Origin of the sequence: Oryzifoliimicrobium ureilyticum, assembly GCF_037199735.1 — a bacterium.
In the GTDB taxonomy this organism is placed as follows: Bacteria; Pseudomonadota; Alphaproteobacteria; order Rhizobiales; family Rhizobiaceae; genus Rhizobium; species Rhizobium ureilyticus.
Genome location: NZ_JBBBVQ010000004.1, coordinates 159,785 through 175,613, shown reverse-complemented (window position 1 = coordinate 175,613; position 15,829 = coordinate 159,785). Strand labels below are relative to the sequence as shown.

The 15,829-nt window shown below is 57.8% G+C and carries 11 protein-coding genes; 2 read left to right on the top strand and 9 right to left on the bottom strand.

All coding sequences use genetic code 11. From position 1 onward, the window contains the following. Positions 1 to 203 precede the first annotated feature (203 nt). Positions 204 to 1,094, top strand: coding sequence for a DMT family transporter (locus VQ830_RS08095; protein WP_337267574.1), 891 nt, complete (start codon positions 204 to 206; stop codon positions 1,092 to 1,094). A 12-nt stretch (positions 1,095 to 1,106) separates the two neighbouring features. On the opposite strand, the gene VQ830_RS08090 is transcribed toward VQ830_RS08095, so the two are convergent. Beyond that, positions 1,107 to 1,952, bottom strand: coding sequence for a GNAT family N-acetyltransferase (locus VQ830_RS08090; protein ID WP_337267573.1), 846 nt, complete (start codon positions 1,950 to 1,952; stop codon positions 1,107 to 1,109). 434 nt (positions 1,953 to 2,386) lie between these two features. Here VQ830_RS08090 and VQ830_RS08085 point away from each other — a divergent pair, with 434 nt between their 5' ends. Then, complete coding sequence (locus VQ830_RS08085) at positions 2,387 to 3,241, top strand: DUF6030 family protein (RefSeq protein ID WP_337267572.1); 855 nt, start codon at positions 2,387 to 2,389, stop codon at positions 3,239 to 3,241. A gap of 55 nt (positions 3,242 to 3,296) precedes the next feature. Here the strand turns inward: VQ830_RS08085 and VQ830_RS08080 are convergent, their stop codons facing one another. From VQ830_RS08080 to VQ830_RS08045, 8 genes are all read right to left on the bottom strand, one after another. After that, entirely contained in the window at positions 3,297 to 3,899 is a 603-nt protein-coding gene (locus VQ830_RS08080) for an alpha/beta hydrolase (RefSeq protein ID WP_337267571.1), read from the bottom strand. A gap of 200 nt (positions 3,900 to 4,099) precedes the next feature. Continuing rightward, on the bottom strand, positions 4,100 to 5,032 hold the full coding sequence (locus VQ830_RS08075; RefSeq protein WP_337267570.1) for a VOC family protein: 933 nt from the start codon (positions 5,030 to 5,032) through the stop codon (positions 4,100 to 4,102). Positions 5,033 to 5,198: 166 nt separating this feature from the next. After that, entirely contained in the window at positions 5,199 to 5,897 is a 699-nt protein-coding gene (gene ung, locus VQ830_RS08070) for a uracil-DNA glycosylase (RefSeq protein ID WP_337267569.1), read from the bottom strand. A 140-nt stretch (positions 5,898 to 6,037) separates the two neighbouring features. Continuing rightward, a complete protein-coding gene (locus VQ830_RS08065) occupies positions 6,038 to 7,240 on the bottom strand; it encodes a hypothetical protein (RefSeq protein WP_337267568.1) in 1,203 nt (400 codons plus the stop codon). A gap of 212 nt (positions 7,241 to 7,452) precedes the next feature. Beyond that, entirely contained in the window at positions 7,453 to 8,346 is an 894-nt protein-coding gene (locus VQ830_RS08060) for a dihydrodipicolinate synthase family protein (protein ID WP_337267567.1), read from the bottom strand. 131 nt (positions 8,347 to 8,477) lie between these two features. Beyond that, positions 8,478 to 8,900, bottom strand: coding sequence for a thiol-disulfide oxidoreductase DCC family protein (locus tag VQ830_RS08055; RefSeq protein WP_337267566.1), 423 nt, complete (start codon positions 8,898 to 8,900; stop codon positions 8,478 to 8,480). Positions 8,901 to 9,077: 177 nt separating this feature from the next. Next, positions 9,078 to 12,173: a CHAT domain-containing protein gene (locus VQ830_RS08050; protein WP_337267565.1), complete on the bottom strand. Its 3,096-nt coding sequence runs from the start codon at positions 12,171 to 12,173 to the stop codon at positions 9,078 to 9,080. 254 nt (positions 12,174 to 12,427) lie between these two features. Beyond that, entirely contained in the window at positions 12,428 to 15,631 is a 3,204-nt protein-coding gene (locus VQ830_RS08045) for an efflux RND transporter permease subunit (RefSeq protein WP_337267564.1), read from the bottom strand. Positions 15,632 to 15,829 lie beyond the last annotated feature (198 nt).

Genomic DNA, 15,829 nt, shown 5'->3' with positions numbered 1-15,829 from the left:
TACGCCCTTCCTATGGCCCGCGAACCGAGCCGCGCCGTACACAAACCCGCGCATCTATAATGCTTTGTTTTCGGGAAAGCGACCCTGTTTAACCCGCGAATTGGGCTTTTTACGTGACAAATCAATTGTGGAAAGGCTATTTGCGCGCGCACTGCCGCATTGCCTCCCGCAAAGCGAGGTCGAAAAAACAAGAGAATCGCGTCATGCATCGCCTCGCCTATATCAGTCTACTGGCAGCAACCCTGTTTTGGGGAGGTAACACCGTCGCGGGCAAGCTGGCGCTTGGCCATATCAGCCCTATGATGTTGATTTCTCTGCGTTGGTTACTGGCAACCACCTTGATCTTCGCCTCGTCAGTTCAAACTTTGAAACGCGACTGGCCGGTAGCACGGCAGCATTTGCCGCTCTTTCTACTGCTGGGAGCAACGGGCTTCACGCTGTTTAACGCCATGCTTTACTCGGCCGCGCACTATACGACGGCTATCAATATCGCCATCGAACAAGCCGGCATTCCCATGCTGATTTTCCTGTTGAATTTCCTGTGGTTTCGCACCCGGGTTTCGCTCGCGCAGCTTTTCGGCTTTGTCCTGACGCTTGCCGGTGTCGGACTGACGGCGACTCATGGCGATCCGATGAGCCTCTTGTCGATCGGCGTCAACTTCGGGGACGGCTTGATGCTGATTGCCGTTGCCGCCTATGCGCTTTACACCATTTTCCTGCGCTTCAAGCCGCAGGTCCACTGGCGTACGATGATGGCCTTCCCTGCGCTCGGCGCATTTTTGTCGTCCCTTCCCCCGCTTATCTGGGAGGCGCAGCGCGGCGCGCTTGTCGTGCCTGATCCGGCCGGCTGGGCGATTATCATCTATACGGCACTGTTTGCATCACTGGCCGCGCAAACGCTTTACGTCTTTGCGGTAGGGCGCATCGGTGCGAACCGGGCGAGCCTCTTCATCAATCTCGTACCGGTCTTTGGCACGCTGATTTCGATTCTCGTTCTTGGAGAGGCTCTGCATGCCTTCCACGTCGTCGCGCTGATCCTTGCTATCAGCGGCATTGCCATCGCCGAGTGGGGGCGTCCGCGCATCGCGGCTTAAAGTTTTTGATTGTCAGCCAAGCTCAAGTGTCGTGACGCCGAATACGTTTCTCAGAGGAATGGCTGGAGCAGGTCCACGATACATGCGCGCCGTTTCGAATACGGGCTGGAGGCCTAGGCTCTGGCACAGCTCCACCGCCGGACCGTTGTCGGCGGGTACGTCGATGAAGATCCGTGCGCCGGCAGCTTCCGGAAGAAGGGCGGCGAAAAGTGCTCTTGCGATCTCGGCGTCGGCGGCAAAAACCGGCCCTATCTTGTAGCCGTCAAAGCAGCGCCGGATGGTGCCGTAGCCTTTGATCTTTCCGCTCTTTCTGACGATATAGGTGCGCCGGCCCCGCCGCGTTTCGCACCATGCTGTCAGGAAATCTGGACGGGCAACTGTAAAGATGGACGCATCGTAGCGCACCAGCCCGTCGATTTTCTCAGTCACTGGCTGCGCAACGAGCGTCGCGACAGGCGGCTGCAGCGGCACGCCGCCATATCGCTGTGTGCGATACGCGATCTCGAACCCCTTGCGCCTGTAATTGTCCTGTTGCGCGGGCACCCCATCAAGCCCGATCGTACGCGTTCCGGCAGCGGCAATCGCCGCATCCCACAAGGCCTTTCCAAAGCCACGACCGCGAAACTCTGGATGAACGAGATAAAGGCCGAGAAAGGCAAAATCAGCACCGTATTTCACGAGCGAGATCGAGCCGATCGGCACTTCGCCCAGCGCACCGACCAGAAACCCCTCCGGATCGGCGGCATGAAAACCGTGAGAGTCGTCAACACCGGGATTCCATCCCTCCTGCCTCGCCCATTCCAAAGCCAGCTCGAGCTCTCCGGGGCGCATGGGACGGACGGCGAAATCCGAAGTCATCGAATGATCCACAATCAGAGTGAGAAGAAAATGCAGCGCCCGCGTTCGAAACACCGTAACGCTCTCGGGCGAGCAAACAAGCTTCCCCACCGCGCAACGACGCCCCTCCCCGCACGACACATCACGAGACAAAGCCTTGAGCAATTTCAATCAATTTGCTTGAGAAAAAGCAAACGGGATCACAAAACAGCCTTAAAAAAAACGCCAAAGCGCCATCAGGCCCAAGATGTCCCGCTCACTTTACCAAGGCCGTCGCTCCACAAAAAGTTCGAGATCCAGTTCAGGAAGCTGGTGCGTCGTCTCAAAGATTTAACGCCTCGTTGTGTAAGCATTTCAATACACGCCGCGTTTGCAGCGCATGGTCAACACTAAGGATTGCAAGCCCCTCGCAGATACGTGAAGATAGGTTCCCTTTCGCCAGGCAAAGACAGATCTTGGACAGCGGCAAGCCAAAGACACCAATTCAGCAGCAGCCCGTCCGCAGGCGTCGGCGGCTTGTGCTGGTGTTGATGGTATTTGCTTCCTTCGCACTCATCATGGGCGTCGTGCTTCTGTCCAACGACATGCGCCACCTGCGCTCGCTTATGCGCTATTTCGGCCATGATCTGCCGATGCGGCAAACGGAAGCGAAGAAACCCGTCGTCGAGACGACGCCGAAAACGGCGCGGCCGATTTTGGCGCCGACGATCAAGCTGCCAGCACATATTTTCGAAGAACCCAAGCTTGCCTCCATGGGTGCTTTCATCAGCGGATGGCGCATCAGCGGTCCAGACCTTTGCGACCGACTGCGGCGCGTTGGCCTCGACGCTACGCCATGGTCGACCTCGCAGTTCAATGACAAGAACTTCGAGTGCTCTTTTGAGCACGTTTATCAGAAGGACGGCGACGTGACCGTCAGCTCGTTCTTTCTTGTCGTGCGGGGTGACGAGCAGGGACGCATCACTATGATCCGCGCCAAATTCGTCAAACCGCCGCGCGACAATGCGGGGCGGCTTGCGCCCGCCGCCTTTGGCTTCCTGGATGAACTCTTCGTCCTGTCGCACTGGCCTGATTGCGGTGGTGCCAGCACCGTCGTGCGCTCACTGAAAGACATCAAGATCTCCTGCTCCGGCAAGGTGCTGGACTTCACGCAAGAGCCGATGAACCCGGGCAGCTATAACTTCTTTCTCTCGCTAAAACCGGATTCCGTCGAAGAAACCCGCAGCGCTGCCTATTTTACGCCGGATCGCTGGCTGAAGGGGCCGGACGCCTCTCCCTCCGATATTCCGTCCGTTGTAACACGAGGTTGAGGCTTAAAGCCTTTCCATGGAAGGCTCTGGTCTTGGCAGAGACTGCACGAGATTTTTACGCTTCAAAGAAGCGGCGCACGGCCTCGATTTCGTTGGGCCTGATATCGTGGCCGCCCGGATGCCATTCGAGGCTAAGATCGGTGCCCTGCCCCGTGAAATAGTCGGCCAGCGCCTGCGTGACATCCTTTGGCGAGATGGGGTCACGCTCCCCAGCGGTGATAAGCACGCGGCGCCCACTGAGTGCAGGATTAGGCTTTGGGCGAAACGGGATCAGCGGATGCATCAGCACGCCGGCATCGAAGAGATCCTTCTCGATCAATATATTTGCGAGGATGTTCGCACCGTTGGAAAAGCCGAGGCCGAAGATTTGCCCTGCGCCGCAATCGACGGCGATATCTTTCACGAAATTCGTGAGCTTATCCGTGGCACGGGCAAGGTCGGCCATGTCGTAGACGCCCTCGCCAGTACGCCGAAAAAACCGTGCGGCGCCATGCTCGGAAACGTCACCCCGCGGCGAAAGCACGGTCGCGTCGGGCATTAGCCGGCGGGCAAAATCGAAAAACTGGTTTTCGTCGCCACCGGTGCCATGCAAGACGACTAAGATCGGCTTACCGGCAGATCCGGTGTGAAGCCGGTGGATGTAGGAATTGTCACTCATCATAAAATCTCCGGCCTTCCCTTTTGCATTGGCCCTCTTCTAACGGAAGAGCCGACAGCCTGCCGTGATAGGCACCGAGCAAGGAAAGACGATGTTGGCTTATGTTGGAATGAAAGAAGACCTCTGCCGCATAAAGCGGGCGAATGGCGCTCGACATGAGAGCCGAGCGACATTCATCCTATCCGCCTAACGGTGCGGGATTAGCCTTCAAGCGGTTCAAGGTGCTGCTCAAGCAGAGGCCGCAGATGCTGGTGCTGTTTGGGCAGCATTAGCGCCTCGCCGAGATGGGCAGTATCCTCATCGCGGTCAAAGCCCGGCTCGTTCGTGGCAACCTCGAACAAAACACCGCCGGGCGTGCGGAAATAGATTGCCCAGAAGTAATCACGATCAATCACAGGCGTCACTTGGTAACCGGTTTCCATCAGTGCCTTGCGCACTTCTAGCTGCTTTTCACGGTTTTCGACTGCAAAAGCGACGTGATGGACGGAGCCGGCACCGGGCAAAGCGCGGGATATGTTCGGCATGGGTTCGACATCGATGAAATCGGCTCCATTACCGCCGGGCATGATCATGCGCTTGACGCCATCGCGATCTTCCGCGACTTCGTAGCCCATGTATTTCAGCAGTTCGACCGTTGCTCCTTCGTCGCGCAAACGCATATCGACGGAGTGAAATCCGCGGATGGCATGGTCGACATCGATACCGCCCTGCGTCCAGGGTGCCCGTTGGTCATTTTCCACTTCAACAAGCGCAAAGCCGTCGCCATCAGGCCCGGCGAAATCGAGCCGCTTTTGGCCAAAACGTTCATCCTGCTTCAGCCCGTCAACGCCCTGCTTGCTGAGCCTGTCGCTCCAGAAGCCGAGCGAGCCCTTCGGCACGGAGAAGACCGTTGTGCCGACTTCGCCGGTTCCAGGACGCCCACGTGCCATTTTCGGGAAGGGAAAGTAGGTCATCACAGTGCCGGGCATACCCGTCTCATCGCCATAATAGAGATGGTAGACATCGGGCGCATCGAAATTGACGGTCTTCTTGACGCGGCGCAGCCCGAGCAGGTCCGTGAAGAAGCGGTTGTTGGTGCGCGCATCGTCAGCCATTGAGGTGACGTGGTGCAAACCTTTGATCTGGCTAATCATTTCGAGTTCCTTTCCGGCCATTTCCACTGGCCTTCGATGACCTCAAGATGGCCCGGATCATCCGCCTGGAGAAGTCTCGCAGACCGTAACGGATTGTCTACAAATGCTGAACGATGAGACGGACCTGTTCAACAGGACCGCGATCATGCACAATTTAGCTCGCATCTCACGCCGTCACGGTCTCCGGCAGTTGCCAATCGATCGGCACTTCGCCATGCGCCGCCAGAAACTCATTGGCCTTTGAGAAGTGCCGGCAGCCGAAAAAGCCGTTATGCGCAGACAGAGGAGATGGATGCGGCGCCTTCAACACGAGATGCCTGTTCTGATCGACGAACGCGGCCTTCTTCTGGGCATAGGACCCCCAGAGCATGAAGACTACAGCCGGCCGTTCTTCGGCGACCCGGCGAATGACAGCATCGGTAAACTGCTCCCAACCCTTGCCCTGATGGGCAGCCGCCTGCGCCTCCTCGACGGTCAGCACGCTATTGAGAAGCAGTACACCCTGCCGTGCCCAATGCTCCAAAAACCCGTGGCGGGCCGGTGCGATACCAAGATCGGACTGCAGTTCCTTGTAGATATTGACGAGCGAAGGCGGGATGCGGACGCCGGGCCGGACGCTGAAGCAAAGGCCGTGAGCCTGACCCGCACCATGATAAGGATCCTGTCCGAGGATCACGACCTTGACCTGATCGAGCGGCGTCAGGTCGAGCGCCCGAAAATATTCCGATCCCTTTGGAAAAATCCGCTTTCCCTCTTGCTTGCGTTCGAGAAGGAAAGCCTTCAGTTTGTGCATATAGGGCTGGGTGAATTCCGCGCCGAGCACGGCCTTCCAGCTGTCTTCCAGTGCGATATTCTGTTCGGTCATAGCCATTCCCGGAAAATGAGACGAAGATCTTGCCTTGGGCAAGATAAGGCTTCACCGATTTCCGCAAGGGTGCAAGCCCACGCGAACTTTATGCAGGACTTCCTGTGGATAGCTGGATTGTCGAGCAGGAAAAGCCTGCATCAGGCAAGCCGTCTCGCCTTCGGCTCGCTTGCTTCAAGGGCGGCAATCTCCTGTTCCGGCAAGCCGAGATATTCGGCGCTATAGGGAGCGACAGCCATGAAGACAAAGTCGAAATGACTGCGTTTGTCGGCGTCGAGAACATATTGCCGATGCACCCGCAGAAAGTCGCGCTTGATGCGGCGATATCGATCAGCCGCCAGCATAGCCTTGAGCCGCAGGAAAATCAGCCGCGGCTGCGGTGCGTCGGGGTGACCCGTCAATGCCGCGACGGGGGCCTTGTAGAAACTGATGACATCCGTCAGGCATTGAACCTCAAGCCAACTGATGGCCGGATAACGCAGGACAAGACCGGCCCGTGCGCGCAAACGCGCCGCGCTGCGCATCAGGCTGGCCTGAAGCAATGCGCCACCAAGCGTCACGAAGACGAGCCGCTTGCCGCTCAGGATATCAGGGTGACGTTCGAGCACCATGCCGAGGACATGGGTCGCCAAGGCCGAACCCATGCTGTGCGAGGTCAGGACATATTCATCCGCCGGTTCGCGCAGAGCGGCCGTGAGGGCAGCAGCGCTTGAAGAAAGCCACTCGTCCAGTTCCTCTTTATCCAACCGCGCCACTGCGACAGCCAGTTCCCAATCGGCAAAAAGATGCAGCACATGGTTCTTCCCGAACCATGGTAGAATGAGGTGGAAGAAGAGGAGGTAGGCAAGCACAGGACTGATTGCAGCAAGCCAGATCGTTGGCGAGACCATCCATGGCAGGACCAGCAAGGCAAGCGTTGCAGCAAAGGCAAGCAACATCATCAGAAACGGAAAGATGAAAAACAGCCCAAAGCGCCAAGCATGCCTGAAATAGGCAAATGCGCCGCCTTCCAGAACAACCGAGCCCGCTGCCTGGAAGCCATTCCAGAGCCGCTTATGGAAGGCCTGCCCATTGAGCCGCTCGACGATGTCGTTATGATCAAGGACGTGAACCGTCGTTTCGCTCGACCAGTCACCGCCGGATGCCGCCACGTCGAAAGAAAAACTCGGCGCGCCGACATTTGCATCACCGACAGAAATCTGCGTATCCCACAAGCCAGCCGTCTTGACAGCGGCCCGCGAAAAGCGTTGGCGATGCTGCGCCGCTGTCAGTGGCTCGAAACCTGGAAAATGAACGAGTACGCGGCGCATATAGCGCATCTGATCCTGATCGAAACGCAACATAAATTCTCGAACTTTGAAAATGAATCCCGGCCACTCGGCGTCGTATAGATCGTCTGCTGAAGCAATTGACTGAACATTGTGTTCTGAGAGAGGCATTTACGCCCCGCTATCGAAAGATTTTCCTCAATTATAGTGCAGCTTCAAAGACTTCCAAGAGGCGTTGCTCAAAAGGCGCGCCGATGGCTCTTGCGCCCCCAGCCTGAAAACTTTGGTTATCCTGCGAAGGTCTCAAGCGCTTCAGCAACACGCTGTCGCTCGCTTGCGCCAAGCGGCAGGACCGGGCGTGGAGGATCGGCGTGGAATAGGCCGAGAATATCGCCGATCGCATAGACAACACGGAAACTGCCAAACTCTCGGAAAAGCTCCCAGAGCGGCTCGAAGGCGGCGTTGAGTTTTAGCGTGCGAGCCTGATCACCGCCACGCGCCGCTGCCGTCAATGCAAGCGCCTGGCGAGGCAAAAGACCGGCGATGACGCTGTACCAGGCATCGGCTCCGGCCAGCAGAGCATCCGCCGCGCCCCAATCACCGCTGTAGCCGATGGCAAATCCTTTTCCCAGCCGCGAGCGCAGCTCGGCGATTTCGCGGCGCGCATCTCCCTCGGCCGGCAGCGGCATTTTGACGGCGACGATCGCGTCAATCTGCGAGAGCCGCTCCAAAAGCCTGGCGCTAAAAGTAAATTTGGTCGTCGACGGATTGTTGTAGATGCACAGCGGCGTTGAACTGGCGCCGGCCACTGCGACGAAGTGCTGATAGACCTCTTCATCGGTAAGCGGCGTATAGGAAACCGGCGCGAGAAGAAGACCGTCTGCCCCTGCTGCAGCCGCGTCACGGGCAAGAGCGATGGCTTCATCGGTGCGCAAAGCCCCGACACCGACAATCAACGGCACCGTGCCACCGACAGCATCCCTTGCGATCTCAATGGCACGGCGTCTTTCGGCACGGCTTAGAAATGCATGGGCCCCGGTGCTTCCAAGCAGGCCGATGGAGTGAACGCCTGCATTTTGCAAACGCTCAACGAGCCTCGAGAGACTAGCATCGTCGACATGTCCCTCTGCATTGGCAGGCGTTGGCGGAAAAGCCGAAAGACGATGAAAAAGATCAGTCATCAAATTTTATCCTTCAGGGGCAAAGCATCTTCCGGCCAAAGTATGAATAAGGCCGCCAGACTTATGCACCCACGAAAAGACGTGAAACGCCGCTCTGATGCAAGATCGGCCTTTGTCGTGAACGTGCTGATTTAAAGGATCCTGTCCGCTTGATCTGGCAGTGGCAGCCAGCATTGATCGCGACGTCCAAATATGCGGTAGCAATTGCGCGCGATCAGGCGATAGATAGGATCCCGCAGGAAGCGTGGCGAGAGGCGTAAAATTCCAAGCGCCTTCCACGGCCAGCCGAGCCCGGTATAGATCGCGATGATTGCATCGCTGTCGCGATAGAGCTTGTCGCCATCAACAACGATAATGCTCTCGGGATCGGCCGGATCCATACCAAAGCGACGGTAAAGCGCCGCACCAACGTCATTTTGCATGGAAGCCAATCGAAAGCGTCCATGGGGATCGTGGTTCAGCACGAATTGGGCATTGGCAGAGCAAAGCACGCACATCGCGTCAAAAACGATGATCGGACCTTCGACATTCTGTTCTTTGCGTTTCGGTTCCATGCCGCACGCCCTTCCAGAATCAACGCAGGCTTATTTTGCATCAACAGGCCTACAGTATCGGCTGGGCGATCGGAATCAATTTCAATGGCGCTCGTCTTGTGAACCGCCCTCACGCCTACCGCCGTCCCGGCGCGTCAGCCATTGTTCACTGCATCGCTGTTTCAGCAAGTTGATGGCTTAATGCTCGAAAAGCACGAAGGCATAGGTCATGTCAGGTGGAACGTCAGGGATATCGCCTTTCCAGGCATCCCGTTTCGTTCGAATGAAGGCATCGCTGTAGGACAGCTTGTCGTTCAGCATATGTTGATAAAAACGGATCATGAATCGCGAGGTCGCCTCGTCTGGGATGCTGTCGATCGTCAGGAGCGAGCGGCGCGCTCCGGCAACCGAAAGCGCCAGCGGCAGGCCGCGCAATGTCGAACTGATGCCCATGTCTCCAAGAGCCGTGTCGCAAGCTGCAATCACCACAAGATCGGTGTTTCGCAAATCCCAGTTGAGAACTTCACGGGCATAGACAACATTGTCGGTTGGCGTCTCCTGCCCTTTCGCCACAAACCGTGGATTGGAAAGGATGAAGCCAGCATTGAAGAGGGCGGCATTTTCGTCTTCGCCGGAGTGGAAAAAGCCATGCGTCGCCAGATGGATGAGGCGCGCCGATCCTATGTCCGCAGCCAGTTTGCTTTCCGTGGCTGCGGTGTCTGTCAATAGTTCGGCCTTATAGCCGCCGTCACGCATCAGCTTTGCAATCTCCTCCACCTCGGTCTTCGAGGCCGGCAGCGCCAGCTTCTTTTGATCTGCGCCGTAGGAAAGGCCGCCCGCCAGAAGAGCCGACGTACCACCATCGAGCACTGCATGATTGGTGCGGTAGCGATAGGCATCCGCCGTGGTCATCACATGGACGTCGACGGATTCGCCAAGCCGACGACCGTCCAGTAGACGCAGTTCGGCAAACGGCAGCTGATAAAGGATCTCGTCGGGGACAACATAAAGCGACTTCATTCCTTTCGCGGCCGTGTTGAAGACCACCGCCGTCCGCACGATGAGCGTGGAGATCATCAACTTTACCTGACCAGGATCAGCCGACATCGGAACGCTGAGGATTGGCACCACGCGCGGTGCCTCCCCAGGCCTTGTGATGACAGCGCGAACATCCATCGTCAGCGGTTCGCCGCTGCGGTCGGCCGGCCAGGTCCGGGTGACGAAGAGATCCGCCATCGCATCGCCCGCGTCGGTGCTGATGGCGGGGCCAAGCACCTTGACATCCTGCTGTACGAAGGAGGTGATAGGTTCAAGACCCTTCGACTTCCGCGCATCGTTGAGCTGAAGGCGGGCCTCCTGGGTCGCCTCATGTAACGGCGCCATGTTACTGCCGAACAAGGTTCCGGCAACGATTTCACGCAGCCGGCCGTATGCGGAAAGATAGGTATCGATCAGCTTGCGATAATTGGCATCATCGGTGGTTTCCGCTTCCGCCCACAAATCGCGTTCTGCACGCCGATCCATGGGTTTCCACGTTTCGATCAAGGATGCAAAAGCTGCTCCCGCATCCGAATACCGTGTGGTGAACTGCGCATAGGCGGATATGGCATCATCGGCGAGGATCCGGGCGGAAAGACCGGCATTGAGGCTGCCCGACGCCACCGTATTGGCGCGCGTCCATTCGAAGAGGTCGGTCGTAAGGCGACGATATTGTTCGGCCGCGCGCGCATCGTCCCGTTGCTCATAGGCTTTCGCAACATCAAGACCGGTTTCGAAGACAACCGGATAAAGATCGCCGAACTGCTCGCGCGCCTTGCGGTCCGCCTCCAGGCGAAAGGCAAGAACACGCTCCGGCAGACCAGCTTTTTCGGCCTCATCGGCAAAAAGATCGAGGAAAGCGAGTGATAGTTCGATATTGTCGAATGCCTGTGGTATCGCCTGCAGACGATCGCGGTCCAATGTTTTTTCGCCAAGCCGATAAGCGACGTAATCCTGCCAGCCCGCAATCTCAGTGCGATAGGCCGGCTCATATCCCTTGCCTCCAATCGTGCGTCCGATCGAGGCGAGAACTGATTTGGCATCGGAATAACGATCCGCCTCCATCAGATCATGGGCGAGATTGGTCGCGGATATGATCGCATCGCCGCTGCCACCGCCGAACTTCCGGTAGCGTTTGTCATAAACGACCTTGTCGATCTCAAGTGCTTTGACTGGAAGTTTCAATGACCGCAGCACGGCCGCATAATTGTTGCCCATGCGCCAGACATCGGGATCGTCCTCGCCAAAAATCCGGCGGGCCTCTGAATAGACATAGTGATAGGCCGCCTCGGCGCCGGCAAGCTGGCCAGCCGCATGCATGCTTTGTGCAAGTCCATCATAGGCATTGAACCCTGCCTTGCTGTTCGGGCCGTAATAGGTAAACAGGACATTCATCGCCTGCTGGTTCAGCTGGATTGACTGCCCATACGCCCCGACATCGCGCAGGTATGCGCCGGCATTAAACCAGAAATAGCCCTTGCCCGGACCTTTGTCCGTCATGATGAGCCGCGATTGCAGGCCATACTGCAAAATCAGCTCTGCCGCTTCCGTTCCCATGCGCTCGTGAAACTCATTGAGGGCCTGGCCGGCGGTACGAAAGAACAAATCGCCCGCTTCATGCAACTCCATGGCTTTCATGGCGCCGAGAATGCCATCAAGAGCTTCCTGATTGCGTCCAACGCTCAGCAGAGAATAGGCGGCGTTGGCGCGCATCTTGAGGGCGCGGTCCGATTGCTCGCCTGCCTCACGCGTGGCAATCTCAACGGCGCGGGCAAGCCACTTGTCCTGCGCAGCGTTGTCTTTGATCATGCCGGCTGCAACAGAGAGGTTGAACACGAAGTCGTCGAGGCTCTGTCCTCGCAATTTCTGTACCAACGGGTCTGCAAGGGGCAGAAGACGCGCATAGACATCCGCCCAGTCATGGTCATAACCGGCAATCTCGACAAGCGTAAAGGCAAGTTTGGCCGCGTCCGCCGGCTTGGACTGAGCTAGCTTGGGCGTCAGCGCCTTTTCGATCAGTGCTCTCGCCTGCGCCTGGTCTCCAGCTTTCAGCGCTTTGTCGACCTGCGCCAGAGCTGCTCTTGGCGCAGCCTCCTTGGCGGCCACAGAAAGGTTGGGTTGAACGAGAATGAGGGCAGAGGCGATCAGAAACGAAGAAAGCCAACGCGGTTGCCGATTGGGAGAAGACCGAGTCACGAAATCGGCGTCAGAACGTTTAAAATGAACGCGGCGAGGACAAACGAGGCGAAATGTCATCAAGGCAATTCCGCAAAAATTGAAGAGTGAAAATCACTGCGAAATGTGGCGCAGCAACCATAGGTCGGCAAGCCGTGCGATTGAGTTTTTCAAGATGAGAGACGAGAGCACGCTGGCGCAGCTCCATAAAATCCATGCTCCCGCAAATGCGTTGAAGCGCCGATCCGGCCGGATCGACGCTTCAACTTTCGAAAAAAGCGTGATCCGGCCGAGGGCAACAACCGGATCACGCAAGGCACCGAGTGGGGGGAAAGTTACTCGGCAGCCATGCGCGGGCTTTCCGGCTCATGCACCACTTCCGGCTCGTCAACATGGGTGTGATTGACGAGAGGACGATTGCCTGAGAGCCGGCGAACCAGCACATAAAAGACGGGCGTCATGAAGATGCCGAACAGTGTGACGCCGATCATACCTGAGAACACCGCGACACCCATGGCGGCACGCATTTCAGCGCCCGCGCCGGTTGAGGTGACGAGAGGCACGACGCCCATGATGAACGCGGCCGAAGTCATCAGGATCGGGCGCAACCGAAGACGGCTCGCCTCGATGGCGGCTTCCCGTGGCGTACGCCCTTCGAATTCCAGTTCGCGGGCAAATTCCACGATCAGGATGGCGTTCTTCGCCGACAGTCCGACCAGAACGATAAGGCCGATCTGCGTGAAGATGTTGTTATCCCCACCCGTCAGCCAGACGCCTGTGAGAGCGGCCAGCACACCCATGGGAACGATCAGGATGATCGCCACAGGAAGGGCAAGGCTTTCATACTGCGCAGCCAGTACCAGGAAGACCAACAGAAGAGCGAGCGGGAATACGATGTAACTCGAATTACCGGCGAGAATCTGCTGATAGGTCAGATCTGTCCATTCATATCCAATACCCTTTGGCAGATCGGCTGCGATCTTTTCAACGGCGGCCTGTGCCTGGCCCGAGGAGAACCCGGGTGCCGGCCCCCCATTGATATCGGCGGCCAGGAAGCCGTTGTAGCGGTTGACGCGCTCAGGGCCGGTCGTGGCATCGACTTTCATCAGCGCCGAGAGCGGGATCATCTGACCGGAGGCCGAACGCACCTTAAGCTTTGCAATGTCCTCCGAATGCGAGCGGAACTTCGCATCTGCCTGCACACGCACGCTGTAAGTGCGGCCGAATGCATTGAAGTCATTGACGTAAAGCGAACCGAGATAGATCTGCAGCGTGTTGAAGACATCCGTCACCGACACGCCAAGCTGTTCTGCCTTGGCACGGTCCAGATCGGCATAAAGCTGAGGCACACCGATCTGATAGCTTGAGAAGAGCCCGGCCAGTTCAGGTGTCTGGTAGGCTTTGGCCAGGAATGCCTTGTTGGCATCGTCCAGGGCCTTATAGCCGAGACCGGCGCGATCTTCGAGCTGCAGCTTGAAGCCGCCCGTCGTCCCGAGGCCCTGTACCGGGGGTGGCGGGAACATGGCGATGAAGGCATCCTGGATTGCACCGAATTCCTGGTTGAGTTTGAGCGCGATCGCCCCACCCGACAGATCCGGCGTCTTGCGCTCCTCGAAAGGCTTGAGCGCAACGAAGACGACGCCGGCATTCGAGGAATTGGTAAAGCCGTTGATCGACAGGCCCGGGAAAGCAATGGCATGCGCCACGCCCGGTGTCTTCAAGGCAATATCGCTCATCCGCTTGATGACGTCTTCAGTGCGGTCGAGGCTGGCTGCGTCGGGAAGCTGGGCAAACCCGATGAGGTACTGCTTGTCCTGCGCCGGCACGAAGCCGCCCGGCACTGTCGTGAAGAGGCCATAGGTCGCGGCGACAAGCCCAAGGTAGAGCACCATGATAATGCTCTTGCGCCCAACGAGACCGCCGACGCCCTTGCCATAACCGTGCGAGGCTGCCCCGAATGCACGGTTGAACCCACGGAAGAACCAGCCAAGGAGGAAGTCCATGCTGCGGGTCAGCCAATCCTTCGGCTGATCGTGACCCTTCAGAAGAAGGGCAGCAAGTGCCGGAGAAAGGGTCAGCGAGTTGAAGGCGGAGATCACGGTCGAGATCGCGATCGTCAAGGCGAACTGCCGGTAGAACTGGCCGGACAGACCCGTGATGAAGGCAAGCGGAACGAAGACCGCCGTCAGCACCAGCGCGATTGCGACGATCGGCCCGGAGACCTCGCGCATGGCCTTATAAGTTGCAGCGCGTGGCGACAACCCGTTTTCGATATTGCGCTCCACATTCTCGACCACCACGATCGCATCGTCAACGACGATACCGATGGCAAGAACCAGACCGAACAGGCTGAGTGCATTGATCGAAAAGCCGAAGGCATACATGATCCCGAAGGTACCGATGATCGAAACCGGAACGGCGATCAATGGGATGATGGATGCCCGCCATGTCTGCAGGAAGAGGATGACGACGATCACGACGAGAGCAACGGCTTCGAGGAGGGTATCGACCACCTTCTCGATCGAGGCGCGCACGAATTGCGTGGTGTCGTAGACGATCTCATACTTCACGCCTGCGGGCATTGCGGTCTGCAGTTCGTTCATCGTCTTGACGACGGCATCCGAAATGTTGATCGCGTTCGAGCCTGGCGACTGGAAGACCGGAACGGCGACCGCACTCTTCCCGTCCAGAAGCGAGCGCAGCGAATAATCGGCTGCGCCGAGTTCGACGCGAGCAACGTCGCGTAGCCTTGTGATGGCGCCGTTTTCGCCCGCCTTTACGATGATATTGCCGAATTCTTCCGGTGTCGTCAGACGGCCTTGCGCATTGACGTTAAGCTGCAGGTCGATGCCATTGTTGCTCGGCGATTGGCCGATGATGCCGGCTGCGGCCTGCACGTTCTGCTGGCGGATCGCGTCGGAAATGTCGCTTGCTGCCAGACCATGTTCTGCGGCCTTTTGCGGATCGACCCAAACGCGCATGGAATAGTCGCCCGAGCCGAAAACCTGCACCTGGCCGACGCCGTCAATACGTGCCAGACGGTCCTTGATGTTCAACACTGCATAGTTGCGCAAGTAGGTGATGTCATAGCTGCCATCGGGCGAAATGAGGTTCACGACCATCATCAGGTCAGGCGAGCTCTTTACCGTGGTGATGCCAAGGCTGCGAACTTCCTCCGGCAGGCGCGGCTCGGCCTGCGAGACACGGTTTTGCACCAGCTGCTGTGCCTTGTCGGGATCGGTACCCAGCTTAAAGGTCACGGTCAGCGTCATGACGCCGTCGGACGTCGCCTGACTGCCCATATAGATCATGCCCTCAACGCCGTTGATCTGCTCTTCAAGCGGCGTTGCGACAGTTTCTGCAATGACCTTAGGGTTGGCGCCGGGATAGGTGGCGCGGACGACGATCGACGGCGGCACAACCTCGGGATACTCCGAAATCGGCAGCGAACGCAGGCCAAGCAAGCCTGCCACGACAATGAGAACTGATAGGACGCCGGCAAAAACCGGTCTATCGATAAAGAAACGCGAAATGTTCATGGATGTGCCCTCTCCATAGAACCCGGGATGCGAGGTCCCGGCCCGGTGCTCATCAGAGCCACCGGAGACAAAAGGTAATGGTGGAAGAAGCCGGGCGCGGCGTGGTTTATTCGACGCCGTTCCCGATCCGTCCCTGGTATGCGATGCAATGCCTGATCGTCAGCCGCTACGGGCCTTGATCCTATGCAGCCCTTCTCA